The organism is Cupriavidus sp. DF5525, assembly GCF_040149425.2.
GTDB classification, from domain to species: domain Bacteria; phylum Pseudomonadota; class Gammaproteobacteria; order Burkholderiales; family Burkholderiaceae; genus Cupriavidus; species Cupriavidus pickettii_A.
Genome location: NZ_CP168266.1, coordinates 1,074,376 through 1,101,354 on the forward strand (window position 1 = coordinate 1,074,376; position 26,979 = coordinate 1,101,354).

The following is a 26,979-nucleotide window of genomic DNA, read 5'->3' on the forward strand; positions in this document are numbered from 1 at the left end:
AGATGATCCGCGATAACGAAACCCTGGAAGCCTTGCTCGACAGCGTGCGCCGCTTTGTGCGCGAGCGCCTGGTGCCCGCCGAGGCGCTCGTCGCCGAGACCGACGAAATCCCGCAGGACATCGTGCAGGACATGCGCGAGATGGGCCTGTTCGGCATGACCATTCCCGAGCGCTTTGGCGGCCTGGAACTGACCATGGAAGAGGAAGTGCGCGTGGTCATGGAGCTGTGCCAGACCTCGCCGGCCTTCCGCTCGCTGCTGGGCACGACCGTGGGCATCGGCTCGCAAGGCATCCTGATGGATGGGACACCGGAACAGCAGGCCGCCTGGCTGCCGCGCCTGGCCACCGGCGAGATCCTGGCATCGTTTGCGCTGACCGAACCGGACGCCGGCTCGGACGCCGGCTCGCTGCGCACCACGGCGATCAGGGATGGCGACCACTACGTGGTCAACGGCACCAAGCGCTTTATCACCAACGCGCCGCAGGCCGGCATGTTCACGCTGATGGCGCGGACGAATCCTGACATCAAGGGTTCGGCCGGGGTGTCGGCGTTTATCGTCGACGCGAAGACGCTGGGCATCAGCTTCGGCAAACGCGACGTCAAGATGGGACAGAAAGGCGCCCACACCTGCGACGTGATCTTCGAGAACGTGCGCGTGCCGGCCGCCAACCTGATCGGCCTGAAGGAAGGCCAGGGCTTCAAGACCGCGATGAAAGTGCTCGACAAGGGCCGGTTGCATATCGCGGCCGTCAGCGTCGGCGTGGCGAAGCGCGTCCTGCGCGACGCGCTGAACTATGCGATGGAGCGGCAGCAGTTCGGCCAGCCGATCTGCGAATTCCAGCTCATCCAGGCCATGCTGGCCGACAGCCAGGCCGAGCTCTATGCGGCCGAATGCATGGTGATCGACGCCGCGCGCCGTCGCGACGAGGGCAAGAACGTCTCCACCGAGGCCTCGTGCTGCAAGATGTTCGCCACGGAGATGGTGGGCCGCGTGGCGGATCGCGCGGTGCAGATCCTCGGCGGTTCCGGCTACATCTCCGAATTCGGCATCGAGCGCTTCTACCGCGACGTGCGCCTGTTCCGCCTTTACGAGGGCACCACGCAGATCCAGCAGGTCATCATTGCCCGCAACATGATCCGCGAGGCGCGCGGCGCCTGATGGTCGCCGTGGTCAGCCCGCAGCAACCGGAAGCCTTGCGCGTCAGGCGCGTGGTGTAGCGCCGGGATTGCACCTCACTTCCGGCGCACATACACTGGCGTCGTTCGGCTTGCGTCCGCCTTGCCGAACGGCTTTTTACCCCGCACAAGGATTTCCGCGAGATGCCCCCGGACCGAGACACCACCCAACGGATCAGCGACATCCCACGCCACTGGGCCACGGAGACGCCCGACCATGTGGCCGTCTTCGAGGATGGCCGCACCGTCACCTTTTCGCAGCTTTGGGCACGCATCGAGGATGCGCAGGATTACCTGCAAGCGCAGGGCGTCGGCACCGGCGACCGGGTGCTGATCGTGTCCGAGAACTGCCTGGCGGTGATCACGCTGGTGTTCGCGCTGTCGGAACTGGAGGCGTGGCCGGTCGTCGTCAACGCCCGCCTTTCGGAACGGGAAATCGAGGTGATCCGGGCGCACTGCCTGCCGCGCCTGATGCTGTTCACCCACGCTGCGTCGCCGGATGCACTGCGGCACGGCGTGCGTTATCGGGCACGGGAGATTGCGCCCGCCGGGCTCGGCCCGCTGATGGCCGGCGCCGTCGACGAGACCAGCGAGCGCGAACCTGAAGCGCTCGCGCGCGAGGTCGCCGCGCTGATCTACACGTCCGGCACGACGGCACAGCCCAAGGGCGTGATGGTCACGCATCGGGGTTTGCTGCACTTTGCGCGCGTCACGGTGGACTCCCGCCGCATGCAGGCCGACGATTGCGCCTATGCGGTCATGCCCATGTCGCACGTCTTCGGGCTGGGGACGCTGCTGGTTTCGACGTTCCAGGCCGGTGCGAGCCTGTACCTGAGCGCGCGTTTCAATGCGGCGGATGTTAGCGCAGCGATCCGGCAGGGCGCGATTACGCTGCTGCAGGGCGTGCCGACGATGTTCAACCGCATCGTCGCGTACGTGCGGGCGAGCGGCATGCCACTGGAGCCGTCGCCCAGGCTGCGCTATCTCTACACAGGTGGCGGCCCGCTCGATCCGACGCTCAAGCGCGAGGTCGAGGCGCTGTTCGGCCAGCCGCTGCACCATGGCTACGGCATGACCGAGTACGCGGGCTCACTGTTCGTGACGCGTATGGACCGGCCGCGCACCGATTGCGCGGCGGGCGAGATCGTCGAGGGCGCCGAACTGCAGGTGGTCGGGCCGGCCGGCAAGCCGGTGCCGGAGGGCGAGCCGGGCGAGCTATGGGTAAGAGGGCCAGGTGTCATGCGCGGCTACTACCGCGCGCCGGCACTGAGCGCCGAAGCCTTGCGCCCCGGAGGCTGGCTCAACACCGGCGACATTGGCCGGCTCGGCCAGGACGGCGCCTTGTTCATCGTCGGCCGCACCAAGGACCTGATCATCCGCTCCGGCTTCAACGTCTATCCGATCGAGGTCGAATCGGTCATCAACACGCATCCGTCCGTGCGCCTGTCGGCCGTGGTCGGACAGCCCACCGCGGACGGCAACGAGGAAGTGATCGCCTTCGTCGAGATCAGGGACGGAGAGAAGTTCGATGCCTCGGCGCTGCACGCCTACCTGGTCGAGCGCCTGTCGCCATACAAGCGCCCGGAGAAAATCCTGCGCGTGGCCACGATCCCGACGACGGCCAGCGGCAAGCTGCTCAAGCACCAGCTCAGGCAGATGGTCGCCGAGCAGAAATAGCAGGATAGGTATCTGGGGCGCCTTCAGTCCTGGCGCCCGAGGCCATCCTCCACCAGCAGGTCCACCAGCTTGCGCGCAAACAGCGGCAATGCGCCGAGGTCCGCGACGCATATTTGCAGCTTGCGCTCGGCCCACTCGTCGTTGAGCTGGATGATCCGCAGCGCCATAGTAACCGCGTGCCGGGCGGCGGTGCTCTCCGGCAGCACGCCGATGCCGACATTCGCCTCGATCATCCGGCAGGCGGTCTCGAAGTTGCTGACCTGGACGCGCCAGCGCAGCTCACGCTGCAAGTCCGCGGCGGCCCGCTTGAGGAAATTGTGGATCGCGCTCGCCTCTGGCAGGCCGATGAAGTCGTAGTCCAGCGTATCAATGAAATCCACGCTGCTGTGCTCGGCCAGCGGGTGGCTCAGCGCGACGGCAAGCACCAAGCGGTCGCGCCGGTATGGCATGACCTCCAGCCCTTCGGTACGCACGTTGCCGGCAATGATGCCGATGTCCACCATCCCCTCCTGGACCGCGCGCACGATGTCCGGGCTCAGCCGTTCGTGCATGTCGATGGTCACGTCCGGATGGTTGACGAGGTAGGTGCGCAGCACGGCAGGCAGGAACTCGCTCATCGCCGTCGTGTTGGCGAAGACGCGCACATGGCCCTTCACGCCCGACACGTATTCCTGCAGATCGCCGCTCAACTGCTCCAGCTGGCGGAGTACGCGGCGCGCGTGGGCCAGCAGTGTCTCCCCCGCTCCGGTCACTTTCACGCCCTGGCTGCTGCGGCTCAGCAGCTTGACGCCAACGTGTTCCTCCAGGTTCTTGATGCGGGTACTGGCCGCGGCCAGGGACAGGTGAGAGCGTTGTGCACCGCCGGTCAGGCTCTGGGCCTCCGCGATATGGGTGAACAGTTTCAGATCGACCAGATCAAAGCGCATCACATCCTTCCCAAGCGTCGTACCGGATTATCTCCCAAAGCAGCGATTTCCGGACCCGCCCGGCGTGAATTTCCGCCCTCCTTCGAGGCGGACCGGGGCCCGGCCAGCCATTGCGGGCGTCCTCTCACAAACGTTAGGTAGATTTTGGACGCCCGATGGAGTAACTTCCATGGGGAATAACCCCACGGCGCATACGCCGCTTCCAGGCCCTCACCTACCATGACAAAACGCCAGGTCAATGCCACCCCTGTGGACACCCGCGAGAAGCTGCTGCGCCTCGCGGCACGCGCCTTTGGCACGCAAGGCTATGCCGCCACGACCATGCGCGGGATTGCCGACCAGGCCGGCATCGAAGCGGCCAGCATCTATTACCACTTCTCCTCGAAGGAAGAGTTGCTGGAAGCGGTGATGGAGCACGGGGCCCAAAGCATCTTTGCGCACACGCGGGCGCGCATCGCGGCGCTCACGCCAGGCGCCGACGCCGAACAGCGCTTCCGCGCCGGCCTGCTCGGCCTCATCGGCGCGATGATCAAGTATGGCGACTACACCCTGGCGCACGGGCGCCAGCTCGCCGAGTTGCCGGACAAGGTGCGCGAGCGGCAGATCAAGCGGCGGGCCCAGCATCAGGATTTCTGGAACGGCATGCTGGAAGACCTGCGCGCCGAAGGCCGCCTGCGCGAGGACATCGACATCGCCCTGTGCCGGGTCTTCATCCTGAGCACGATTACCTCGGTGCAAACCTGGTTCAACCCGAAGAAGGGTTCGCCCGAGAAGGTGATCGACGAACTGTGCACGATCCTGTTTGAAGGCGTCCGGCCCAGGGAAGTGCGCAAGCCAGCGCGGCGGGCGCAGGCCGTGGCTTCGTAAGCCGGCCGCTACAGTGGCGCGTCATCCCGCCTTCACCTGGGACAACGCCACGAGCTTCTTCCAGCGCTCGAGTTCGGCCGGCGCATTGGCGCGGGCTTTCGCGGCGGGCTGGATGTCAACCTCAAGTCCCTGGCTGGTACAGAACGCCTTGAAGGCGGGCGTGGCGGCAGCCCTGGTCATGGCGCCGGACAAAGCCGTGACGATGGACTGCGGCGTACCGTGCCGGGCAAACGCCCAGATCGGCGTTTCCAGCTCATAGCCTTTCAGGCGAGCCTCATCCAGTGAGGGCGCGTCCGGAAAATAGCTCGACCGGCGCAGGCTGGTGACCGCGAGCACCCGCAGGCGCCCTGCCTTGACCAGCGGCAGCGATGTCGCCACGCCGCCGAAGCCGGCATCCAGCTGCCCTCCCGCCACATCGACCACGACCTGCGCCGGCGCCTTGTAGGGAACGTGCGTCATCTGGATGCCGGCCATGTTGCTCATCAGGGCCGCCGCCATGTGCGGCGTGGTGCCGTTGCCTGGCGAACCATAGGTCAGCCCGCCCGGCTTGCGCCTGGCGGCGGCGATCAGGTCCTGCACCGTGCGTAGCGGCGAATTGGCGGCCGTGACCAGCACCATCGCCGAGGTCGCCAGGCGCGCGATCGGCTCGAAGTCACTGACGGCGTCGTACGGCGTCTTGTCGACGAACTGGTTCGAGTAGTGGGCGGCGTAATTGAACAGGATGGTGTAGCCGTCGGCGGGCGCCTTGGCGACAAAGTCCGTGCCGATGATCCCGCTTGCGCCGGCACGGTTCTCGACGACGAACGAGCCGCCCATCGCCTTGGACAGCTCGCTGCTCATGTAGCGCGCAACAACGTCCGTACCCGAACCGGGACTGAGCGGCACGATGATGCGGACCGGGCGCGCCGGGTAAGACTGCGCAAGCGCCGTAAGCGGTAGCGTGGCCAGCGCCGGGAAGAGCTGCAGGCAGGTACGGCGTGACATCATGGTTCTTGTCTCCTTATGTTCCGGGATCGGCCGGCGGTTTTCTCCCCTCTCCCGCTTGCGGGAGAGGGGTTGGGGGAGATGGCAGGAGCTTCCACGAAGCGCGGCGCGTCGCGTCCAGACACGCCTGCCCTCTCCCCCGGCCCCTCTCCCATAAATGGGAGAGGGGAGCAAACAAGCTGCCGTTGGGCGGCCGCTAGACTACCCCCTCTTCTCGCAACACGGCAATCTCTTCCCGGCTGAGCTTGAGCAAGCCCCCATAGATCTCTTCATTCGCACCGCCCAGCGCCATCGCAGGCTTGTCAAACTGCGAGGGCGTGGCCGAGAACCGGATCGGCAGGCCCATGCCCACGGCATCCACCGGGCCGAACTGGGGGTGGGCCAGGTTCATCAACGCGCCGCTGTCATGCAGGCGGCGGTCGTGCAGCACCTCGTTGGGCTTGCGCACCGGCGCGCAGGGTACGCCGCGCTTGTCGAGCAGCTCGGCCACCACATCGGCAGTGCTGCGTTGGCTGGTCCAGCCTGCGATCGCCTCGTTCAGCACCGAGGCATTGCGCATGCGCGGCCCGCGGCTGCTGAAGCGCGGGTCGTCGAGCAACTCGGGCTGGCCGATCGACTCCAGCAGCCCGCGCATCCAGTCCGGCTGGAACGCAACGATCGCCACATGCCCGTCCTGCGTCGGGTACACCCCGAACGGGGCCAGCCGGTCGTGGTAGTTGCCGGTGCGCGACGGATAGCCTTCCCGCCCCATGACGTCAAAGTGCTCTTCTGCCACCCACGACGCCAGGCAATCCAGCATCGACACCTGCACGCGCTGCCCCTCGCCGGTGCGGCCGCGGTGGATCAGTGCGGCCAGGATGCCATTGACGGTGTACATCGGTGCCACCAGGTCCGCGATCGGCAGGCCGCAGCGCGTCGGCGGGCCGTCGGCGTAGCCGGTCACTTCCATCAGGCCGCTGAGCGCCTGGACGATGATGTCCATGCCCTTGAGGCCGGGGAAAGCACTGGGTTCGCCCATTGCCTTGATCGACGCATAGACGATGCGCGGGTTCCGCCGCCTGACCTGCTCGTAGTCGATACCAAGCTTGGCGGTGGTGCCCTCGCTGAAGTTCTCCAGCACCACGTCGCATTCCTCCGCCAGCCGCATGAACAGCTCGCGGCCCTGTTCGGACTTCAGGTCCAGCGTGATGCTCTTCTTGTTGCGGGCCCGGTTCAGCACCGTCAGCGATACCTCGTCGTCTTCACGCTGGCCAAAGTGGATGCCATGGCTGCCCACGAACGGCGGGTTGGTCCGTGCGATGTCCCCGCCGCCGGGCGCTTCCACGCGGATCACCTCCGCGCCCATTCCGCCAAGCATCAGCGAGCCATAGGGCCCGGCAAGCGCCACTGTCAGGTCCAGTACCCGGATGCCCTCGAGCGGCCGCGATTGATGTGCTGCCACTGCAGTCTCCTTTCTTGTCGGCCCGGCCGTCCTGCGGCCGGGCCGTTGTTCCAAACCGCCTGCCAGGGGCTTCAGTACGACTTCGGCAGACCGAGCACCTTGTTGGAAATATAGTTGCAGACCATCTCCTGCGAAATCGGCGCCAGGCGCAGCAGCCGCACTTCGCGCCACAGGCGCTCGATGTGGTACTCCTTGGCATAGGCGTAGCCGCCGTGGGTCTGCATCGCCTGGTCGCAGGCCAGGAAGCCGGCTTCGGCACCCAGGAACTTGGCGGTGTTGGCCTCGGCGCCGCAGGACTGGTGGTTGTCGTACAGCGTGGCGGCGCGCAGGGCCACCGCTTCGGCGGCGGCCAGCCGCATCCAGCACTCGGCCAGCGGGTGGGCCACGGCCTGGTTCTTGCCGATCGGGCGGTCGAAAATGACGCGGGAGTTGGCGTAGTCGACCGCCAGGTCCAGCGCCGCACGCCCGATGCCGATGCCCTCCATCGCCACCACCACACGCTCCGGGTTCAGGCCGTCGAGCAGATAGTGGAAGCCGCGTCCCACTTCGCCGACGACGTTTTCCTCGGGCACTTCCAGGCCGTCGATAAACACCTCGTTGGAGTCCACCGCGGCACGGCCCAGCTTGTCGATCACGCGCACGTCGCAGTGCTTGCGGTCCATGTCGGCAAAGAACAGCGTCATGCCGTCCAGCGGACGCGCCTCGTCGCGCGGCGAGGTGCGCGCCAGGATCAGGTACTTGTTGGCGTTCTGCGCGTTGGTGCTCCAGACCTTCTGGCCGTTGATGACCCAGCGATCGCCCTTCTTCTCGGCACGGGTGCGGATGCGCGAGGTGTCGACGCCCGAGGTGGGTTCGGTCACGCCGAAGGCCATCAGGATCTCGCCGCGCGCCAGCGCGGGCAGATAGCGCTTCTTCATCTCCTCCGAGCCGTGGCGCAGGATCGGCGCCGGCGGGAAGACGTAGAAGTGGATCGCGGAGGCGCCGCTCATGCCGGCGCCCGAGGCGCCGATCTCCTGCAGCATCACCGCGGCCTCGGTCACGCCCAGGCCCATGCCGCCATACTCCTCCGGCATCATGATGCCCATCCAGCCGGCGGCGGCGAAGGCCTTGACGAACTCCCACGGGTACTTCTCTTCCTTGTCGCACTCACGCCAGTAGGACAGCGGGAACTTGTTCGCCAGCGTGCGGGCCGCTTCGCGGACCTCGCCCAGTTCCTGTTCGCGCTGGCGCTGCGCGGCGTAGGATGCGGAAAGAATCTCTGCCATCTTCGTTCTCCGGATTCGTGTCTTACTGCTGCGGGCGCAGCTTCATCAGGCCGGTGCGCACGGCCACGCAGACTTCCTCGTCGCGCTGGTTGATGCCGACGTGGCGGAAGGTCACGATGCCGGAGTCGTTGCGGCTCTTGGACAGGCGCGCGTTGACGATCTCGGTACGCACGCGGATGGTGTCGCCATGGAAGGTCGGCTTGGGGAACTTGATTTCCTGGAAGCCCAGGTTGCCCAGCGTGGTGCCCAGCGTGGTCTCGTAGACCGTGACACCCGCCACCAGTGCCAGCAGGAACATGCTGTTGACCAGCCGCTGGCCATAGATCGAGTCCTTGCAGTACTCGGCATCGATATGCAGCGGCGCGCAGTTGTACGTCAGCGCCGAGAACAGCACGTTGTCGGTCTCAGTGACGGTGCGGCGGATCGCGTGTTCGACCACCAGGCCCTCACGGCAATCTTCGAAATAAAGTCCGGCCATGTTCTTGTCTCCTTGGGCAAATCAGGTGTGAATGCAAGCGCTGGTTCACGCGCTAAAGGATTTGGCGAGCGCAAGAATGTCCTGCGCCGTCTTGACGTGGGCGATGTCGATGTGCTCGCCGTCGTAGATGGTTGAGGCACGCCCGTTGGCCTGCGCCTGCTCCAGCGCGGCGATCATGCCTTCGTAGTAGGCCACCTCTTCCGGCGACGGGCTGTAGACCTCGTTAGCGGTGGCGACATTGGACGGATGCAGCACCAGCTCGCCGCTCATGCCCAGGTTGCGGTCCAGCAGCGACGACTTCCTCAGGCCGTCCAGGTCGCGCACCTGCTGCCACACGCCGCCAATGGGCAGCTTGCCGGCGGCGCGCGCCGCCATCACCGCACGCGACTTCAGGTACAGCGTTTCGCGGCCGTCCGGGGTCCAGACATAGCCCAGCGCACGCGCCACATCCGCGTTCCTGGCGGTGCAGCCGCAGATGGCGCCGACGCGGTCGCGTTTGGCGATCTCATAGGCCAGCTCCAGCGCACGCGCGGTTTCCAGCAGCGGAATGACACGGGTCGAACCCAGTGCCACGCCGTTGCGGTATTCCGCCTCCGACAGCATCATCGACACGCAGTCGACATCCTCCGGCCCGATGGGCTTCGAGATCACGATGCCTTCCACATGGGGCCCGACCACGGCGACGATGTCCTCGAAGTCATAAAGGTGCGGGCTGCGGTTGATCCGCACGAACAGGCGCTGGCCCTGCTGCGCCAGCCACGCCAGCCTGGAGCGCACGATGCCGCGCGCCTCGACCTTCAGGTCGTGCGGCACGCTGTCTTCCAGATCCAGGATCAGCGCATCCGCACTGGCTGCTACCGATTTTTCGATCCAGTCTGGCTTGTTGCCCGGCACGAACATCATGGATCGCATCGGCTTCATGGCACTTACACTCATCCTCGTCTCCTGGTCACGATTGAAACGCCTTACAAACGTTAGATAAACATCGAAAATTTTTTGACCGCGAACCTGGCGGATTTTGCAGTGGCCGCCAATGTCCCGGGATTGACTAGATGCTAGGTTGTCCAGGCGGTCGCACTCAAGTAGTGACTGGCGAACCACCGGTTCGCATTGCGCGAACCAGCCGGGATTTCCTTGCGCGTGCATGGCGGAACACTCCGGCACTCAGGCCGCGGGATGGCGCCTCGGCCACCACTGCAGACTGCGAAACTTGGCCACTACCTCGTTTCGCTGGTTATAGGCGCGACGCTCCAGTTCTATGATGCCGACGTCGGGGCGCGTGGGGTCGTCGCGCTTGTCCACCACCTCGCTCTCAGCGTGGATGGTGTCGCCAATGAAGACGGGCCGCGTGAACCGCACCTCGCTGAATCCAAGGTTCCCTGATACCAGGCCCTGCGCCGGTTCGGCTGCAGCGATGCCGGATACCAGCCCCAGCACGAAGATACTGTTGACGGCGCGGGTACCGTACAGCGCGGCTTCGGCGTACGCCTGGTCCACGTGCAAAGGCTCCGTGTTGTACGTCAGCGTGCTGAACAGGAGGTTATCGGCCTCGGTGATTGTCCTGTGGATGGCATGCCGGCAGGCGTCGCCGATGACAAACTGCTCGAAGTAGCGGCCGGTAACAGCGTCGGACATGATGCGTTCCCCTGAAAGGCGGGGCTTACGCGTCCGTAGGACGCCAAAGCCCCGTCACGTCTCAAGGGTAATCAGCAACGAGAAGCCGCGCCAAGTGATGTTCCGCGACGCGGCGATTCGCGATCGGCGATCTGGATCAACCGCCTGCGGTGGGGCTGGATTCGGACGGTGCCGGCTCAGGCTGCTCGGTCAGCTGGCGGATCAACGCGCGCGTTGCCGAAGTGATCGCCTTGCCCTTGCGCGTGCCGATGCGCACGCTGCGCGTAGCCCACGGCTCCGGAATCCGCAGCACGGTCGAGCGTGTCATGGCCTCGATCGGCACCATGCATTCGGGCAGGATGGTCACGCCAAGACCCGCCTCCACCAGGCTGCGCGCGGCCTCCGGGCCATTGATCGTGAACCTTGGGTGCACGACCTGGCCGAGCGCGCGCGCTGCGCGGTTCACGTCGGACATCAGCGTGGTGTTCGGGTGCATGGCAATGAACGGCTCGCGGATCAGGTCGGCGAATGCGACCTCGGGCTGCTCCCCAAGCGGATGACCACGCGGGACCAGCGCGACGAGGCGGTCGATGCGATACGGGAGACTGTCCAGTGGCTCATCGTCGATATCCGGACTGACGATATACACGGCCAGGTCGACATCGCCCGCCACCACCGCGCGCACGAGATTGGTATTGGCGTCCTGTTTCAGCTCCAGTTCGACCAGCGGAAAGTTACGTGAGAACTCGCCAATCTCGCGTGCCAGGTACTGGATGATGACGGCGCCCGTGGTGCCCACCGTGACATGGCCACGAATGCCTTCGGAGAATTCGCCGAGCTCCCGGCGCATGTCCTCCAGGTTCTCGAACAGCAGGCGCAAATGGCGCGCCAGGACTTCGCCGGCCGCGCTCGGCACCACGCCATTGGGATTGCGCTCGAAGAGCTGCACCCCGGCAATGTCTTCGAGATCCTGGATGCGCTTGGTCGCCGCGGACGCGGCGATGTTCTCGCGCAGGGCCGCGCGCCGGATCTGGCGCTCTTCCACCACGGTCAGGAACAGCCGCAGGGTAAACAGGTCGACCCGCCGGGTCAGGCCATGCACGCTCAGCGTGCTCATTGTGTCTCCTCCAATCCGGGAACCGGTCTGTCGCCCGGGCCAGGCGTCGCGCCCTCGCTGCATTGCAGCGTAGAGAGCATGCCTGACGTCGGGGGCGCCGGTTTACGTGAGCTGCGAATCGCAAAGCGAGTATAGCGTGATGTCCGGCGAGTCGCGGCTGCCTCTCGAGCGGGCCGCGGCGCCCGCTCAATGTACGGAACCGGATCGCGCCCCGGATTGACACGCCGGATGCTCACGAGGAATCTGCTCACCAAACCAGACCGCATCGCCATTGAGCGCGGGCCAGACGCGTCCAACACTTCGCCAGGGGAAACTCCCGTGACTACCACCCAACCCGATTCCATTACGCCGACCAACTGCCCTCCCCTTGAGCACGCCGTGGTTCGCCTCATCCAGGACCTGACGTTCGATCAGCTAGACGCTGCTGCGCATGCAGGGGTCAGCCGCCTCATGCGCGACCAGCTCGCCCTGCAGATCGGCACATCACAGATGCCCTGGTCGCGCCAGGTGCTGTCGTTCGCCACCGCCCAGCAACGCCCCGGCCGCAGCCGGGTAGCCGCCAGCACCGCCACCATGAGTGCCGCGGACGCCGCATTCGTCAACGCGGCCTATGGGCATGGCTTCGAGTACGACGATGCGCACGGGGCCAGCGCCAGTCATCCCGGCAGCTGCGTGATCCCCGCGGCGTTCGCGCTTGGCGAGGAACTGGGCTCGAGCCTGGAAGAGGTCATCACCGCGATCGTGGCCGGCTACGAGGTCTACACCCGGATCGGCGTCCTGGCAGCGCCGGACCTGCTCAAACGCGGCTATCACCCGCACGCCGTGCTGTCCAGCTTCGGTGCCGCGGCGGTCGTTGCCAAGCTGCGCAAGTTCGATGCGGAGACCACCCTGCACGCACTCTCCATCGCGCTGAGCCATGCGGCTGGCACTACGGAGTACACCTCTACCGGCGGATCGGTCAAGCGGGTGCACGCCGGCATCGGCACGCGCAACGGCATGGTCTCCGCGGATATGGCGCAAGCTGGCATCACGGGGCCTCGCTCCTTCCTGAGCGGCAACAAGGGGTTCTTCCGTACGTTCCTGCAGCGTGGCGCCGGCGAACGCCCCGAGGCGCGTTTCGGCCTCGACCAGCCATTCGAGATCGGCACGGTCTGGCTCAAGGCGTACTGCGCCTGCTATTGCACCCATGCGTATATCGACGCCATCCGCCCGTTCGCCGCGCGCCGCGCCGACATTGCCGACATCCAGGTCCGCATCCAGCCCGCCTTCAACGTGGTCGTCGGTACCGCCAATGCCAACGCCTACGAGCCGAAGAACATCGAGCACGTCCAGTTCAGCCTGCCAACGCAGATGGCATTCGCCGTGCTCGGCCTGGGCAATGGCTACAAGGTGCACCGCGACTACCTGGACGGCAAGCTCGACATGGGCCCGGTAGCGGAAGCCGCGCGCGGCATCGGCATCACCGAAGCGCCGGAACTCGAACAGCGTTACCCAGGCAAGTTCGTCGCCGATGTGACGGTGGCGTTCCGCGATGGCACGTCCGAGCAGGTGTTCGTTGAAAACCCGATCGGCTCACTGGCGAACCCGATGCCGGAAAGCGAGCAGGACGCGAAGTTCATGGAGCTGACCTCCGGCGTGCTTGGCGAAGACCGGGCGCAGACGCTCCTGGCCACGCTCAGGCAGATGGATCCACGCATCAAGGCCGCCGACCTGATGGCCCTGACGCACTAGGCAAGACCCGCCGCCCTGTCCGGATGGGCCGGGGCGGCCGCTTCACGATTGTTAGGAGACAAGCAATGCAGCACGACACCGCCAGCATCCCGTCCGGGAGCGACGTCGACACCCTCCAGCGGTTGATGTCGAATCGGTTCACATGCCGGGCATACCTGGCCAAACCTGTGCCAGAGCCGGTGATTCGAAGCATCGTCAACGTTGCGAAGAAGACCGCTTCCTGGTGCAACGTGCAGCCCTGGCACCTGGTCATCGGCTCGGTGGCGGCCACGGAGCGGTTTCGCAGCGCACTGGTCGAGCACGCCGCCGATGCCCCCGAGGTCGACTCGGACCTGCCCTTCCCTGAGGAATATCGCGGGGTCCACGCGCAGCGCAGGCAGGAAACGGGATACCGGCTCTATGAAGCGCTCGGGATCGAGCGTCACGACCGCGAGCGCCGCGCCAGCCAGAGCTTCGAGAACTTCAGGATGTTCGGGGCGCCGCACGTGGCGATCGTTACCACAGCTGCGGATCTCGGACCATACGGGGCGGTGGATTGCGGCGGCTTTGTCGCTTCCTTCCTGCTGGCTGCGCATGCGCACGGTGTCGCCACGACGCCACAGGCGGCACTGGCACGGCACGCCGGGTTCGTCCGCTCGCACTTCGGCATCGGCGACGACCGCAAGATGATCTGTGCCATCTCGTTTGGCTATGCAGATCCCGATCACGCAGCGAACAGCTTCCGGACGAGCCGGGCGCCTGACGAAGAGATCATGCGCCTGGTGTAACGGCCGACATTGCCCGGCAAGCAGGCGCCGGGATTCGTCGAATCGGACAAACCATCAAAGCAAACGAGCGAGCCGACCTGCGTCGGCTCGCACTCCATATCACCCGGCCTTTGCCTTGGCTTCCGTCAGGGCTACCAGCTTCTTCCACCGCTCCAGTTCAGCCGGTGCATTGGCGCGAACCGCGGCAGCATCCGCGATGTCGACCTCCAGTCCCTGCCCGATACAGTAAGACTTGAAAGCGGGCGTCGCGGCAGCCGCCGTCATGGCCTTGGACAGTTGCGTGACGATGGCAGGCGGTGTGCCCCGCGGGGCCATGACCCAGATCGGCGAGATCAGCTCATAGCCCTTCAGGCCGGCCTCGTCCATGGTCACGACACTCGTAAGCTGGCTCGAGCGCTGCAGGCTGGTGACCGCCAGCACGCGCAGGCGGCCCGCCTTGACCAGCGCCAGCGACGAGGCCACGCCGCCGAAGCCGACGTCGACCTGGCCGCTCGCCGTATCGACCGCGACCTGCGCCGGCCCCTTGTACGGGACGTGGGTCATTTCGATGCCGGCCATGCTGCTCATCAGCGCCGCCGCCATGTGGGACGTGGTGCCGTTTCCGGAGGATCCGAAGGACACGCTCCCGGGCTTGCGCCTGGCCGCTGCGATGACGTCCTGAACCGTGCGGAACCGCGAATTGGCCGCGGTAGTCAGCAGCAACGCCGACATGCCCAGCCGGGCGACCGGCTCGAAGTCCCTGACCGCATCGTACGGCGTCTTTTCGACCCACTGGTTCGAATAGTGCGCGGCGTACGTGCACAGCAGCGTGTAGCCATCCGGGGGCGCCTTCGCCACGAAATCGGTGCCGATGATCCCGCTTGCGCCAAGGCGGTTTTCCACGACAAACGGTGAGCCCAGGAGCTTCGTCAACTCAGCGCTCATGTAGCGCGCCACGACATCGCTGCCCGAGCCGGGGCTGACCGGCACGATGATTCGCACCGGGTGGGACGGATAGGCCTGGGCCAGCGCCGAAGCCGGGAACGATACCGGTACAGCCGCCAGCCCCGGCAGCGACTGCAGGAAGGTGCGGCGTGTCATCATCGCGTTGCCTCCTTCTGGAAGAGGCCAGCGGCGGCCAGGTGATCGAGCTCCTCTTTGGAAAGCCATTCCGCCAGTGCCTGCGCGGCGTTCTCCGGCGTCGCGGCAGCCGGGGGAACCGGATCGGCCGGGCTGGTGCGCGAAAAGCGCGGCGCCGGGCGCGGCTGCATCACGCCATCCACCTCAACGAAGGTGCCGCGCGCCTTCAGATGCGGATGCGCAAAGGCTTCTTCCTGGTCGAGCACGGGCGCAAAGCACACGTCGCTGCCTTCCAGCAGTTCGGTCCACTGCGCACGGGTTCGCGTCATGAACTGCGCCGCAAACACGCGGCGGGCGGTCGGCCAGTCGGCACGGTCCGCCTGCTTGCCCAGCGCAGACGCATCCAGTTCCAGCCGCTCGAGAAGCTGCTGATAGAACTTGGGCTCGATCGGACCGATCGACACGTATTTGCCGTCGGCGCACGCGTAGACATCGTAGAAAGGCGCTCCCGAATCCAGCAGGTTGGTGCCCCGGTCCGGCCCCGTCAGGCCTGCCGCGCGCAGCCCGGTATGCACGGTCAGCAGCGACGCCACGCCATCGACGATGGCGGCATCCACGACCTGGCCCTTGCCGGAGGAACGTGCCTCCAGGAGGGCACTCACGATACCGAGTGCGGCATAGACCGAGCCGCCCGCATAGTCGCCAACGACATTGAGCGGTACCGTCGGCGCCTGGCCCTCGCGCCCGATCGCATTGAGCAGTCCGGTGATGGCGATGTAGTTGATATCGTGCCCTGCCGTCTGGGCCAGCGGCCCATCCTGGCCCCAGCCCGTCAGCCTGCCGTATACCAGCTTCGGATTGCGCGCAAGGCACGCGTCAGGACCGAGCCCGAGCCGCTCGGTGACACCGGGGCGGAACCCCTCGATCAGGGCGTCAGCCTTGTCGATCAGGGAACGCACCAACTCCAGATCCGCCGGATCCTTCAAGTCGACCTGAATCGACTTGCGGTTGCGCAACACCAGATCAAACTGCAGCGGCCGTGACAGGCCCAGCCCCGATGGCTCTTTCCGGTCAACGCGGATGATGGTCGCGCCGAGGTCTGCAAGCAACATGGCGCAAAAGGGAGCCGGCCCGATTCCCGCCAGCTCCACGATGCGCACTCCAGCAAGTGGTCCCACTATTGTCTCCTGGTATCTGGATCGTGTTTTCGCGCACGACTGCAATGGGCGCGAAAGCGTCCGCGCCTCCGAGAGGCGGCACGTTCCGATCGTGCGCCCAGTCCCCCCGGAACTCAACTTGCCAGCCCACGGCGTTCCGTGCATCGAAACGTCCGCCTGTACTCAAAGCACGGAACGGTGCGCCAGCGCTGATTGCCGGGCCCGCTGGCCGGGCCTATCTTCGAGGCATAGCAGAGGAGACTGTATGTTCAGCAGAAGGCATTTCCTGACATCCGTGGCGTCACTAGGGGCCGCCGTTTGCGCGCCGACGGCCTTTTCACAGCAATACCCGTCGCGGCCGATTCGCATTGTGGTGCCGGCCTCGCCGGGCACGGCGGTCGACATCACCGCGCGATTCGTCGCCGAGGCGCTGGCAAAGAGCCTGAAGACCCCGGTCATGGTGGACAACCGCGCCGGCGCCGGCGGCCTTATCGGCACCGACGCCGTTGCCAAGGCGGCCGGTGACGGGCATACGCTGCTGTTCGCCGGTGTTCCGCACCTGACCACGCGGTGGTTTGTCGATGGCCCGGTCACATTCGATCCGGTCAAGGACTTTGTTCCGCTTGCCAGGGTGAGCAGTTCCGCGCTGTGCATCGTGGTCAAGGCCGATTCGCCCTACAAGACCTTGGGCGACCTGATCGCGGCCATGAAGCGCAAGCCGGGCGAGATCACGTTTTCATCCGGGGGAGCGGGCAGCACCTCTCATCTTTGCTCCGTGATGCTGAACGACCTGACGAAGACGCGCGCAAAGCATGTCCCTTACAAGGGTAACGGCCCCGCCGTGACAGACGTCATCGCCGGCCAGGTGGACTTCACCAGCCAGGGGGCACCAAGCGTGGTGCCGATGGTCAAGGCAGGGAAGCTGCGCGGGCTCGCCGTCACCAGCCCCGGGCGATGGCTCGAGATCCCGGATGTTCCGACCGCGGCGCAGGCTGGGGTTGCGGGCTTCCAGGTGGCGTCGTGGATCGCGGCCCTGGCACCTGTGGCGACGCCGGCGCCAGTCGTGGAACGCCTGTCCGACGAACTGGTTCGTATCGCCCAGTCGTCCGCGTTCAAGGCGTTCTGCGCGCATCAGTCGATGTACGTCGACATCGCGGATCGCCGCCAGTTTCTCTCTGAGTTGCCGAAGGAGGATGCGCACTGGAAGCGAATCTCGCAACTTTCGAAAGAATCCTGACGTTGCGACCCGCAGGCGAACCGGCGTCAAGGCCGGATCAATGAGTACTGGAATCGTAAAAGCCTTGCCGCGCCGCATCAAATGACAAACCACGAAGTCCCGATTCGTTACCCGCGAATCCGTGGCACGCGGTGCGTTCGCATTCCGGTAATCGTGGCCTCGCCAATCGGCATTTGAGCCGCGCGGTTGGCGCCCTTACCATCAGTCTCAGCGGTATGGAAAACGCAGCGCACGCCGGCGCGGAAAAGAGAACCGATAAGCACGCCACCGGCAGCGGCGCACGGAAAGGGCAAGCATTCATGACACGTCCCGCGCAAATCACGATGACCCTGGAGCGGGGCCTGCATGTGCTTCGCGCCTTCCGTGCCGAACGTACGCCATTGACAAATGCCGAACTCGTCAGGCGCACTGGCTTGTCCAAAGCAACGGTATCGCGCCTGACCACCACCCTGGTCGCGCTGGGCTTTATTCGCCGCGTAGCCGGCAGCACGCAGTTCGAACTGGCATCGGGTTCTCTCGACATCGGGGACACCTACCTGGAAACCAACCCCGTCACCGAGCGCGTGCATCCATTCATGCAGGCGTTGGCGGACCGGCTCAACGTGTCCGTCTCGCTCGCCGTGCCCGACCAGCTCGATATGCTGTACATCGCGCATCGGACCAGTTCCCGCATTTCGACCCTGCGCCTCGGCGTCGGATCGCTGCTTCCGATGGGTTGGACGGCGAGCGGCCGAGCCTGGCTATGGGGCTTGCGGACTGACGACCGGCATGACTATCTGGAAGCCCTCAAGCATGCCGCCGGCGCGCGTGCCGGCGAACTCGAACGCGGCATCGGGGCGGCCTTCCAGGATCTCCAGACCCTTGGCGTATGCACGTCCCTGGGCACCTATCAGCGCAACGCATATGGGATTGCACTTCCGGTCACGGTGGGACGTTCGGCAACACTGATGTCGCTGAGTTGCGGCGCCGTTGCGCTTGAGCCGGACATGACCGCCATTACACAACGTATCGCGCCAATGCTGAAAGCCGCGGCAGCCGAGCTTGTCGACCTGCTTCGGGATACCGATGCACAGATCTGATGGTGGACGGGGTCCACCATCGCGCCATCAGTGATGCACGCTGAGCCGCTCCTCCAGGGCATGCGCTGTCGCGGCCAGCCTGGGGCCCAGTTCCCTCTCCACCCTCGCGCGGTTCATGCTGCGGCCGACACAGGCCAGCACCACCGACGGATGCCCGGGCACGCGGACGGGCACCGCAACCGAAGCCAGCTCGCGACCGCAAAACGACATGCAGAAGCCGAACTCGTGAAGCTGTGACATGCCTTCGGCCATCTGCCTGCGCAGCGCTGGCCAGTCCCGGCCGCTCTTGCGTTCGACGTTGCTTTGGAGGTAGAAGCGCTCCTGTTCAGGCAACGCGGCAAGAAGCGCCCAGCCCATCGGGGACGAAGCGATCGGCACGCGGATCCCTGTCGCAAGGTGGGTGTCGAGCTGCACGTTCTTGCCAGCCTGCGATTCGTTGACGATGACATCGAGCCGGTCGCGCGTTCCCAGAATGACGTGGGTATCACTGGCATCGGCAAACCTCTGCATTTCAACGCGGGCGGCGTGTTGCACCCCATCGCCTGCCACAGCCGCGTAGCCAAGGGTCAATGCGGCCGCGGCGAGCCGGTATTTGCGCTGGGTCTCGTCATAGCGCAAATACCCCAACGCCGCCAGGGAATGCACCATCCGGGACACTGTGGGTGCCGGCAGGCCCGTCTCCACGGCAATCTCATGATTGCCCATCCACGGCTGTGCCGCACTGAATGCGGACAGCACAGCCAGGCCTCGGGCCAGTGGAACCACCCTCACGTCTCCCTTGGCGACATCCCGTCTCGTTTGCATCATGGCTGCGTCTCCGTCACACACGTCAGGTAGCTTGCGGACGCCGGATGAAGCTGGCCTGCATGCGACATGCGCTGCCGGACCTGTTCGTCGTTCCCTGGAGGCGGAGCCCGCTTACTCTGAATCGATGCTAGTGGAGCGGCCCGGTTGCGCTCAAGTAGTCACTGGCGAACCGGGGAATCGCGTAGCGCGAATTGCCATGGTGCGACGGCGTTGTCAGACGATGCCTGCCTTGCGCATGGCTTGCACCTGCGCGCGGTCAAAGCCGACCTCGGCAAGGACTTCTTCGGTGTGCTCACCGACCGTGGGCGGCCGCCGCGCAACCTCAGGCGGGGTGCGCGACAGCACCGCTGGCGGGGCCACGATCGGCGCCTTGCGCGGCAGGCCGGGATAGTCGAGCCAGATGTAAGCGCCGGACTCCTGGATCGACGCATCATCCAGTGCCTCGCGCGGGGAATAGATCGGCGCTGCCGGGATCTTGGCCTTCTCCAGTTCCCGCAGCGCGTCATCGCGGGTGCGGCTGGCGCACCATTTGCCCATCAGGTCGCTCAAGAACTCACCGTGCTCGCCACGCCGCAGGTCGTCGCTGAAGCGGGGATCGTCCACCAGCTCCGGCGCGCCGATCAGGTTGGCCCAGCGCCGGAACAGCGGCTGCCCGATCACCTGGGCGATGATCCAGCCGTCGGCCACGCGGAAGATGTCCGAGGGCCCATAGGAGGGGCTGCGGTTGCCCATCGCCTGCCGGTCGATGGCAAGCGCCGCTTCCTCGATCAGCGCGCCGCTGGACAGGTTCAGCGCCGTCTGCAGCAGCGACGCCTCGACGCATTGCCCGCGCCCGCTGTTGCGCCGCTCATAGAGCGCCATCACCGTGCCGAGCGCGCACGACAAAGCCGTGGAAAAGTCGACGACAGGCACCATCGCCTTGGTGGGGCTGTCGGGCGTGCCCGACATATAGACTGCACCGCTCATCGCCTGCCCCACCCCGTCGAAGCCGACCCGGTGGCCCGCGCCTTCATGCGAGCCGAAGGCCGTCGAAGCGGTCAGGATGATGCCCGGATTGATCGCGCTCAGCGTCGCATAATCCAGCCCCAGGTTCGCCAGCGTTTTCGGCGGCATGTTCGCCACCACCACGTCGGCCGTCTCCACCAGGCGGCGCACCACCTCGCGGCCCTCCTCGCTGTCGATGTCCAGCGTGATCGAGCGCTTGTTGCGGTTGCACTGCAGGAACAGCGCCCCCTCCCCCGAGTCCGTGACCGGCACGATGAACCGGTCTTCGCTGCCACCTACCCGATCGATGCGGATGACGTCGGCACCGTAGTCCGCGAGCAGCGCTGCGCAGAAAGGGCCGGCAATGAAGCGTCCGAAATCGAGGACGCGGATACCTTCAAGCACCTTGGACATCTTTGTTCGTTTCCATATTTGACTGGCTGCCGCGCCCGCATAAGGCGGGGCCTGGTGGAATCGATCGTGACCGTCGGCCCCTTGCCAGTCAATCAAGGCGCCCGAGGCGTTCCGTACTTCGGAAATGCCGCGCCGGGGCGATGCGGAAACGGGCGCGCCGCGCCGCCCGGATCAGGCCACCGAGCGGCGCTGCTCGGGCGAGCGATGCAGTGCCAGCCGCCGCGCGGCATCCATCGTCAAGCCAAAGCGATCGTAGAAAGCAGAGTCGAGGTCGCTATTGGCAGGCCAGCCGGCAAAGCGCCCAAGATTGGACATCGCGACGTCGCCCGCCATGGCTTCGAACAGCACCCGCATCAGCCGTTGCGTGCGGCAAAGATCGGTCAGGGCCGTGCCCTGGGAGAACAGCGTGCGGCGCACCTGCGCAGTCGAAATATCCAGCCGTTCGGCGATAAAGGCCGCGCTCCAGGCGTACTGCGGCTGCAGGAATACCCGCTTGCAGATGCGGTGATGCAGCGATGCCTGCACGGCGGCCGGCACCATGCCCTGGATCTCCAGGCTACAGGCGGCTGGCTGCACGCTGCTTCCGTCCAGGTGCAGGTCGATGGCTTCGAAGGGGGCGATGGCAGCCTCCTGCCCCGGCGACAGCAGGCGTTCGTACCCGCGCCGCCTGATCACCAGCCTGCCGTGCGTGACGGCGACCGTTAGCGGAAAGGCCAGCAACAGCCGCTGCAGGCTGACGTGCATGTGGGATTGCAGATGAACGCGCATGTTGGCTCGGAAGGTGGTGAGGGACGATGCGACGATGGATATCATCGCCGCAAGGCCGATTTCCTGCCTGTGCAATTTCCGAACGCCCCGTTCGCCGCCACCACAGCGTGCCGCGCCCTTCCCGCTCAGGCCGTGGTCGTGCGCGGAAACACCGGAGCGCGCTTCTCGCGGAACGAGGCAACGCCTTCCCTGACCTCGGGGCCGCCGAAGCCGAACATCTCCAGCGCCAGCGAAGCATCGAAGGTCGGGCCTGCCTGGCGCAGCCAGTTGTTCAGCGCATACTTGGTCCAGCGGATCGCCGACGGCGCGCCATTGGCCAGACGCGTGGCGATCGACACCGCCGTGTCCTGCAGCTCTGCCTCATCCACGGCCAGCGACACCAGGCCCATCTGCTCCGCCTTCTCGCCGCTCACCGGCTCGCACAGCAGCAGGTGGTACTTGGCCTTGGCCATGCCGCACAGCAGCGGCCACACAATCGCGGCGTGGTCGCCGGCGGCAACGCCGAGGCGCGTATGGCCATCGACCAGCCGCGCGGTGCGCGCCGCCACCGAGATATCAGCCAGCAGCGCTGCAACCAGCCCGGCACCGACAGCGGAGCCGTGGATGGCCGAAACGATCGGCTTGGAGCAGTTGATGATGTTGTAGACCAGGTCCTTCGACTCGCGCCAGACGCGGGCGCGCGCGTCGAAGGAGTCGATCATCTCTTCGACCATCTCGAAGTCGCCACCGGCGGAAAAGGCCTTGCCCGCGCCGCACAGCACCACCGCGCTCACGCTCGGGTCGGCATCGATATCGCGCCACACGCGGGCAATCTCGTCATGGCCGCGCGCATCCAGCGCGTTCAGGCGCTCGGGACGGTTCAGCGTGATGCGCAGTACGCCCTCGCCGGGGCGGTCAAACGCCAGGCTCGAATAGTTCTCATAGGCCGCGCCCGCGGCGGCATTGCTTTTCGACATGGAATCTCCTGAATAAAAGTGCGGGGGCGTGTCCAGCGAACAAGGAAATACACACGCTCCCGTCAATCAATGACGCCCTCACGGCGGCGTCAATGCGCGGCAGCGGCGCGAATCTCTTCAAGTGCCGGCGGGTTGTCCAGCGCGGACAGGTCGCCGGCAGGCAGGCCGGTGTAAACGCTGCGGATCACGCGGCGCATGATCTTGGAGCTGCGCGTCTTCGGCAGCTGCGCGACCACGTGGACCACGGACGGGCGGAACGGGCGCCCCAGCCGGCCGTCGACATGTTTGCTGACAGCGGCCGCCAGTGCCTCGTTCGACTGCGGCATGGCAGCCGATGGCACCAGGAACACGACCAGCTTCTGCCCCTTGACCGGATCCTCCACGCCGATCGCGGCGGCTTCGGCGATCTCGGGCAGTTCGAGCAGCACGTCCTCGATCTCGGCCGGGCCAAGGCGCTTGCCCGCCAGCTTGATGGTGTCGTCGGAGCGGCCCATCATGAACCAGGTGCCGTCGTCGCGGCGCAGCGCCAGGTCGCCGTGCACCCAGATGCCCGGCACGGTGTGCCAGTAGGTGTCGAGATAGCGCTCGTCGTCCTGCCAGAACGACTGCGTCATGCCGACGAACGGCCGGCGGATCGCCAGCTCGCCCACGGTGTTGGTCAGCGACTTGCCATCCGCATCCACAACGTCGGCGGCCACCGACGGCGAGGCGGTATTGAACCCGGCCGGGCTGATCGGCTTGACGATCACGCTGGATAGCAGCGCCCCGGATACCTCGGTACCGCCGGTGTAGTTGATGACCGGGCGGCGGCCACCGCCGAACGCCTTCTGGAACCAGAGGAAGTGTTCAGGATCGATGCCCTCGCCGGCCGTGATCAGCAGCCTGACCGTCGACGTATCGCCTTGCGTGGCGATGGCCTCGTTGGCGGCCAGGCCCCGGATCAGCGTCGGCGCCGAGCCGAAGTGCGTCACGCCGTAGCGTTCGACGATGCGCGACATGCGCGACCAGTCCGGGTAATCCGGTGCGCCGTCATAGCACACCAGCGTCGCGCCGCGCAGCAGCGCACACGACATCACCAGCGTGCCGGCGACCCAACCCATGTCCGCCGGCCAGCAGAACACATCCTTCGGGCTGACATTGAAATGGATGGCCGAATCGTGCGCGATCTTCATCGGGAAGCTGCCGTGGGTATGCACGGTGCCCTTGGGCTTCCCGGTGGTGCCGGAGGTATAGATGATCATGAAGGGATCGTCCGGCGACATCCGCTCGGGCGCGGCATCCGGCTGCGCGCTGGCCACCTGCCGCCAGTCCAGTACCTTGTCGCCGAAGGCGATCGCTTCGCCCGCATGCTTCCAGACCGTGGTGCCGATGTCCGGCAGGCGCGACAGCGCCTCGTCGACCAGGCTGCGCGTATCAACCCACTTGCCCCGGCGGGAGAAGCCGGTGGTGGCCACCAGCGCGCTGGCCGAGCACGACGACAGGCGCGACACGATCGCATCGACGCCGAAGCCGCTGAACAGCGGCACGGTCACCGCGCCGATCCAGGCGATGGCCAGCGAGGTCACTGTCGCCTCGACGCCGTTTTCCATCAGCAGGCCAACGCGGTCGCCGCGCTTGACGCCGAGCGCCTTCAGGCCGCCGGCAAAGCCGGCCACCTTGCGCGCCAGCTCGGCATAGCTCAGTTGCTCGACCGCGCCGCCCTCTTTCTCGGCCACCACGGCGGTGTGCGATGCCATCGCGGGATCGTCCGCCCACTTGAGCGCGGACTTGACCCAGTTGAGCTGCCCGCCCGGGAACCACTTCGGGAACGGCTTGCCCTTGGAAGCGTCCACGTACTGCACGTACGGAACGTCCCACACCATCCCGCAGAAGTCGATGACGGCGTCCCAGTAGGCGTCGGGCTTCTCGTTGGAGAAGGCCAGCAGTTCGTCGTAATCCTTCAGGCCCAGGCGCGCGACCAGCGCCGACACGTTCGCCGTGGCGATATCGTCTCCCGTAGGGATCCAGTCATTGTGCAGAGAGTCACTCATCGAAAATCCAGCGTATGGGTTGCACGGTTGCTGCGGCGCGATGTGGTCAAGACAGTTCATGCTGTATCAGGAGCGCCATCGCATAGGTCCAGCGTGCGCGACGCACCGAGGCAAGTCAATCAACGCAGCGGTGTTGTGCCGTACTTTGGAATGCCGTGGCGCGGTCCGGAGCGCCGCGCCTGCCCGCGGCCCGGACAATGGCTTCCAGAGCACGGAACGCGGCCCCGGCCCCGGCCCGCTAAGCCTCACTGCCGACATCGCGCAGCAGCACCATCAGCTCCACCGCTGCGGTCGTCAGTTCCGGCACGATGCGCGCCCGGATCGCATCGACGTCCGGCCGGAGTTCGACCGCCCCGCAGTTCAGCGCCATCAGCGTGTCCGCGCGCCCCACCCTGAGCGGCAGCGCGATGCCATAGGCATTGCGCTGGTATTCGCCGACCGACATGCACACGCCGCTCGTGCGCAGGTCCTCGAACGCCGCCTCGATGTTCTTCTGCACCTCTTCGGCCTGCGGCCCCGCTGCCTCTACCACGGATGCAATGTAGCCAGCCCGGGTGTCCTCGGGCAATCCCCACAGCCACGCCCGCCCGATCGCCGTCAGCCCCATCGGCAACAGCGATCCTGTGCCCAGCCGCAGCGTGGCGATGCGCGTGCTGGTGCGATACGCGACATAGAGCATGTCGAGCTGGTCGGGCACCGCCAGCGCCACCGAAACGTTGAGGCGGTCGGCCAGCTGCTGCATGAACGGATGGGCCAGCCGCGTGACCGCGTTGGTTTCCAGGTAGGCGTGGCCAATGCCGAGCGGGCCGCTGGCCAGCTCGAATTGCGGCCCGCCCGCCACGCGGCGCAGGAAGCCCATGCTGACCAGCGTCATGGTCAGGCGCGACACCGTGGACTTGGACAGGCCCGTCCGGCGCACCAGTTCGCCGTTGGTCAGGGGCACGCGCTCCGCGCGGAAGGCGCGCAGTACCTGGAGGCCACGCTCCAGCGTCATGGTGACGGGTGAGGAAGGATTCATTGCGACTCCGTACAGCTTGCAGAAGGGAACATCGTCACGCGCGCGCACGCGCCTGCATCCGCACCCCTCGTCCCTTACGGTTGTTAGGTCCATTCTGGCAGCAAGGACCGCCAGCTTCCATGAGGTTTACCCGCACCGGCAGGTACTCCAAGTGTCTTCAATTTCATTGCACGGCACAGTTGTCGCATGGGCTTTGACGCCATCGCACGACATCTCACAGACTCCGCACACATACAAGACCACAACGGAGGAGCCCTATGAAGAGTCGGTATTACGCAGCAGTGCTGTTGTCCATGGCTGCACCATTCGCCGCCGCGCAATCGTCCGTCACGCTGTATGGCGTCGCGGATATCGGGTTGGAATACCTGAGCCACGCCAATGCCGCCGGCGACAAGCTGTTTCGCATGACGTCCGGCAACGTGTCGGGCTCGCGCTGGGGCTTGCGCGGCGTGGAGGACCTGGGCAGCGGCATGAAAGCGGTCTACGCGCTGGAGAGCGGCTTCGATCTCGACAGCGGTGTATCCAGCCAGGGCGGCCGCTTGTTCGGCCGCCAGGCGTTCGTGGGCCTGGACCACAAGTGGGGCCGCGTCACGCTCGGCCGGCAGCAGAACGCCCTCTTCGACCTGCTGATCAACTATGAACCGATGGTGCTGGCGGCACGCTATTCGGCGCTGTCGATCGATACCAACCTTGCGGGCCGCTACGACAACACGGCCAAGTACACGGGCAAGTTCGGCCCCGTCACCGCAACCGCCCTGTACAGCTTTGCCCGCGGTACCAGCATCACCAGCGGCGGCACCACGTCGCTCGGCACCGAGGTACCCGGCGACGTCAAGAGCGACCGTGCGTTTGGCGGCGGCCTGGAATACGCCGGCGGCAACTTCGGCGCCACCGTGATCTATGACCAGCAACAAGGCACGCGTGGCATCACCGGACAGAGCTCCGGCCAGACCGACCGGCGCATCGCGGCGGCGGCCAACTTCAGCTTCGGCAGCTCGACGGTTTTGTCCGGCTATCGCTGGTTCAACGGCGATATCGGTGTCGCGCGTCGCAACGACCTGTTCTGGCTGGGCTACCGTTTCCAGGCCACGCCCGCCCTCACCCTGACCGGCGCGGGCTACTACCTGAATAACCGGCGTAACGGACAGGATCCGTGGATGCTGGTCGCGTCGGCCAATTACGCCTTGTCCAAGCGCACCGATGCCTTCCTGAACGTGGGGTACGTGCGCAACAAGGACAACTCCAACCTTGGCCTGAACGGCTTCGGCAGCACCATCACGCCGGGCGAGAACCAGACGGGGGTCATGGTCAATATTCGCCATAAGTTCTGACGGATTGGCTCCGGCCGTGTCGCTTCAATGCGGCGCGACCGGGGCAACCAGACAAGAAGCAGAAAAGGGAAGAGGTAAAGGGAACTGGCGCCTGC

The 26,979-nt window shown here is 65.9% G+C and carries 24 protein-coding genes; 8 read left to right on the top strand and 16 right to left on the bottom strand.

Going from position 1 to position 26,979, the window contains the following annotated elements; genetic code table 11:
- The first annotated feature begins 2 nt into the window (after nucleotides 1-2).
- Entirely contained in the window at nucleotides 3-1,160 is a 1,158-nt protein-coding gene (locus ABNX08_RS26210; protein ID WP_022538608.1) for an acyl-CoA dehydrogenase family protein, read from the top strand.
- A gap of 161 nt (nucleotides 1,161-1,321) precedes the next feature.
- Nucleotides 1,322-2,854 (top strand): class I adenylate-forming enzyme family protein, encoded by a 1,533-nt coding sequence (locus ABNX08_RS26215; RefSeq protein ID WP_022538609.1) that lies wholly within the window; start codon nucleotides 1,322-1,324, stop codon nucleotides 2,852-2,854.
- A gap of 23 nt (nucleotides 2,855-2,877) precedes the next feature.
- Here the strand turns inward: ABNX08_RS26215 and ABNX08_RS26220 are convergent, their stop codons facing one another.
- Complete coding sequence (locus ABNX08_RS26220) at nucleotides 2,878-3,780, bottom strand: LysR substrate-binding domain-containing protein (protein WP_022538610.1); 903 nt, start codon at nucleotides 3,778-3,780, stop codon at nucleotides 2,878-2,880.
- A 219-nt stretch (nucleotides 3,781-3,999) separates the two neighbouring features.
- On the opposite strand from ABNX08_RS26220, the gene ABNX08_RS26225 reads away from it, so the two are divergent.
- On the top strand, nucleotides 4,000-4,647 hold the full coding sequence (locus ABNX08_RS26225; protein WP_022538611.1) for a TetR/AcrR family transcriptional regulator: 648 nt from the start codon (nucleotides 4,000-4,002) through the stop codon (nucleotides 4,645-4,647).
- Nucleotides 4,648-4,668: 21 nt separating this feature from the next.
- On the opposite strand, the gene ABNX08_RS26230 is transcribed toward ABNX08_RS26225, so the two are convergent.
- The 7 genes from ABNX08_RS26230 to ABNX08_RS26260 form a co-directional block, all read right to left on the bottom strand.
- A complete protein-coding gene (locus ABNX08_RS26230; protein ID WP_022538612.1) occupies nucleotides 4,669-5,634 on the bottom strand; it encodes a tripartite tricarboxylate transporter substrate binding protein in 966 nt (321 codons plus the stop codon).
- 193 nt (nucleotides 5,635-5,827) lie between these two features.
- A complete protein-coding gene (locus tag ABNX08_RS26235) occupies nucleotides 5,828-7,072 on the bottom strand; it encodes a CaiB/BaiF CoA-transferase family protein (RefSeq protein ID WP_022538613.1) in 1,245 nt (414 codons plus the stop codon).
- 71 nt (nucleotides 7,073-7,143) lie between these two features.
- Nucleotides 7,144-8,337 carry an acyl-CoA dehydrogenase family protein gene (locus tag ABNX08_RS26240; protein WP_022538614.1) on the bottom strand — a complete coding sequence of 398 codons (1,194 nt, stop codon included), beginning with the start codon at nucleotides 8,335-8,337 and terminating at the stop codon, nucleotides 7,144-7,146.
- A 22-nt stretch (nucleotides 8,338-8,359) separates the two neighbouring features.
- A complete protein-coding gene (locus tag ABNX08_RS26245; protein WP_022538615.1) occupies nucleotides 8,360-8,815 on the bottom strand; it encodes a MaoC family dehydratase in 456 nt (151 codons plus the stop codon).
- 45 nt (nucleotides 8,816-8,860) lie between these two features.
- A complete protein-coding gene (locus tag ABNX08_RS26250) occupies nucleotides 8,861-9,751 on the bottom strand; it encodes a CoA ester lyase (protein ID WP_041681781.1) in 891 nt (296 codons plus the stop codon).
- 228 nt (nucleotides 9,752-9,979) lie between these two features.
- Nucleotides 9,980-10,450, bottom strand: a complete 471-nt coding sequence (locus ABNX08_RS26255) for a MaoC family dehydratase (protein ID WP_022538617.1) — start codon at nucleotides 10,448-10,450, stop codon at nucleotides 9,980-9,982.
- A 136-nt stretch (nucleotides 10,451-10,586) separates the two neighbouring features.
- Complete coding sequence (locus ABNX08_RS26260) at nucleotides 10,587-11,546, bottom strand: LysR family transcriptional regulator (protein ID WP_022538618.1); 960 nt, start codon at nucleotides 11,544-11,546, stop codon at nucleotides 10,587-10,589.
- A 318-nt stretch (nucleotides 11,547-11,864) separates the two neighbouring features.
- On the opposite strand from ABNX08_RS26260, the gene ABNX08_RS26265 reads away from it, so the two are divergent.
- Complete coding sequence (locus ABNX08_RS26265) at nucleotides 11,865-13,277, top strand: MmgE/PrpD family protein (protein ID WP_022538619.1); 1,413 nt, start codon at nucleotides 11,865-11,867, stop codon at nucleotides 13,275-13,277.
- 65 nt (nucleotides 13,278-13,342) lie between these two features.
- Nucleotides 13,343-14,044: a nitroreductase gene (locus tag ABNX08_RS26270; RefSeq protein ID WP_022538620.1), complete on the top strand. Its 702-nt coding sequence runs from the start codon at nucleotides 13,343-13,345 to the stop codon at nucleotides 14,042-14,044.
- A 99-nt stretch (nucleotides 14,045-14,143) separates the two neighbouring features.
- Here the strand turns inward: ABNX08_RS26270 and ABNX08_RS26275 are convergent, their stop codons facing one another.
- Together ABNX08_RS26275 and ABNX08_RS26280 are read right to left on the bottom strand one after the other, a co-directional pair.
- Complete coding sequence (locus tag ABNX08_RS26275; RefSeq protein ID WP_022538621.1) at nucleotides 14,144-15,127, bottom strand: tripartite tricarboxylate transporter substrate binding protein; 984 nt, start codon at nucleotides 15,125-15,127, stop codon at nucleotides 14,144-14,146.
- The gene (locus ABNX08_RS26280) at nucleotides 15,124-16,281 is read right to left on the bottom strand and encodes a CaiB/BaiF CoA-transferase family protein (protein ID WP_022538622.1); all 1,158 of its coding nucleotides are present in this window, start codon (nucleotides 16,279-16,281) and stop codon (nucleotides 15,124-15,126) included. Before ABNX08_RS26280 ends, ABNX08_RS26275 begins: the two co-directional genes overlap by 4 nt.
- A 349-nt stretch (nucleotides 16,282-16,630) precedes the next feature.
- Between ABNX08_RS26280 and ABNX08_RS26285 the strand changes: the two genes are divergently transcribed.
- Nucleotides 16,631-17,497: a tripartite tricarboxylate transporter substrate binding protein gene (locus tag ABNX08_RS26285; protein ID WP_374063715.1), complete on the top strand. Its 867-nt coding sequence runs from the start codon at nucleotides 16,631-16,633 to the stop codon at nucleotides 17,495-17,497.
- A 299-nt stretch (nucleotides 17,498-17,796) separates the two neighbouring features.
- Nucleotides 17,797-18,576 carry an IclR family transcriptional regulator gene (locus ABNX08_RS26290; protein ID WP_022538624.1) on the top strand — a complete coding sequence of 260 codons (780 nt, stop codon included), beginning with the start codon at nucleotides 17,797-17,799 and terminating at the stop codon, nucleotides 18,574-18,576.
- 27 nt (nucleotides 18,577-18,603) lie between these two features.
- On the opposite strand, the gene ABNX08_RS26295 is transcribed toward ABNX08_RS26290, so the two are convergent.
- The 6 genes from ABNX08_RS26295 to ABNX08_RS26320 all read right to left on the bottom strand — a co-directional run bounded on the left by ABNX08_RS26295 (nucleotide 18,604) and on the right by ABNX08_RS26320 (nucleotide 25,553).
- Entirely contained in the window at nucleotides 18,604-19,383 is a 780-nt protein-coding gene (locus ABNX08_RS26295; protein WP_022538625.1) for an IclR family transcriptional regulator, read from the bottom strand.
- A 213-nt stretch (nucleotides 19,384-19,596) separates the two neighbouring features.
- Nucleotides 19,597-20,781, bottom strand: a complete 1,185-nt coding sequence (locus ABNX08_RS26300; RefSeq protein WP_022538626.1) for a CaiB/BaiF CoA-transferase family protein — start codon at nucleotides 20,779-20,781, stop codon at nucleotides 19,597-19,599.
- Nucleotides 20,782-20,952: 171 nt separating this feature from the next.
- Nucleotides 20,953-21,549: a hypothetical protein gene (locus ABNX08_RS26305; protein WP_041682074.1), complete on the bottom strand. Its 597-nt coding sequence runs from the start codon at nucleotides 21,547-21,549 to the stop codon at nucleotides 20,953-20,955.
- Nucleotides 21,550-21,674: 125 nt separating this feature from the next.
- Nucleotides 21,675-22,505, bottom strand: a complete 831-nt coding sequence (locus ABNX08_RS26310) for an enoyl-CoA hydratase/isomerase family protein (RefSeq protein ID WP_022538628.1) — start codon at nucleotides 22,503-22,505, stop codon at nucleotides 21,675-21,677.
- Between the two features lie 89 nt (nucleotides 22,506-22,594).
- Complete coding sequence (locus ABNX08_RS26315) at nucleotides 22,595-24,535, bottom strand: AMP-binding protein (RefSeq protein ID WP_051369965.1); 1,941 nt, start codon at nucleotides 24,533-24,535, stop codon at nucleotides 22,595-22,597.
- Nucleotides 24,536-24,773: 238 nt separating this feature from the next.
- Entirely contained in the window at nucleotides 24,774-25,553 is a 780-nt protein-coding gene (locus ABNX08_RS26320) for an IclR family transcriptional regulator (RefSeq protein ID WP_022538630.1), read from the bottom strand.
- 257 nt (nucleotides 25,554-25,810) lie between these two features.
- Between ABNX08_RS26320 and ABNX08_RS26325 the strand changes: the two genes are divergently transcribed.
- The gene (locus ABNX08_RS26325) at nucleotides 25,811-26,884 is read left to right on the top strand and encodes a porin (protein WP_022538631.1); all 1,074 of its coding nucleotides are present in this window, start codon (nucleotides 25,811-25,813) and stop codon (nucleotides 26,882-26,884) included.
- The last annotated feature ends 95 nt before the right edge of the window (nucleotides 26,885-26,979 follow it).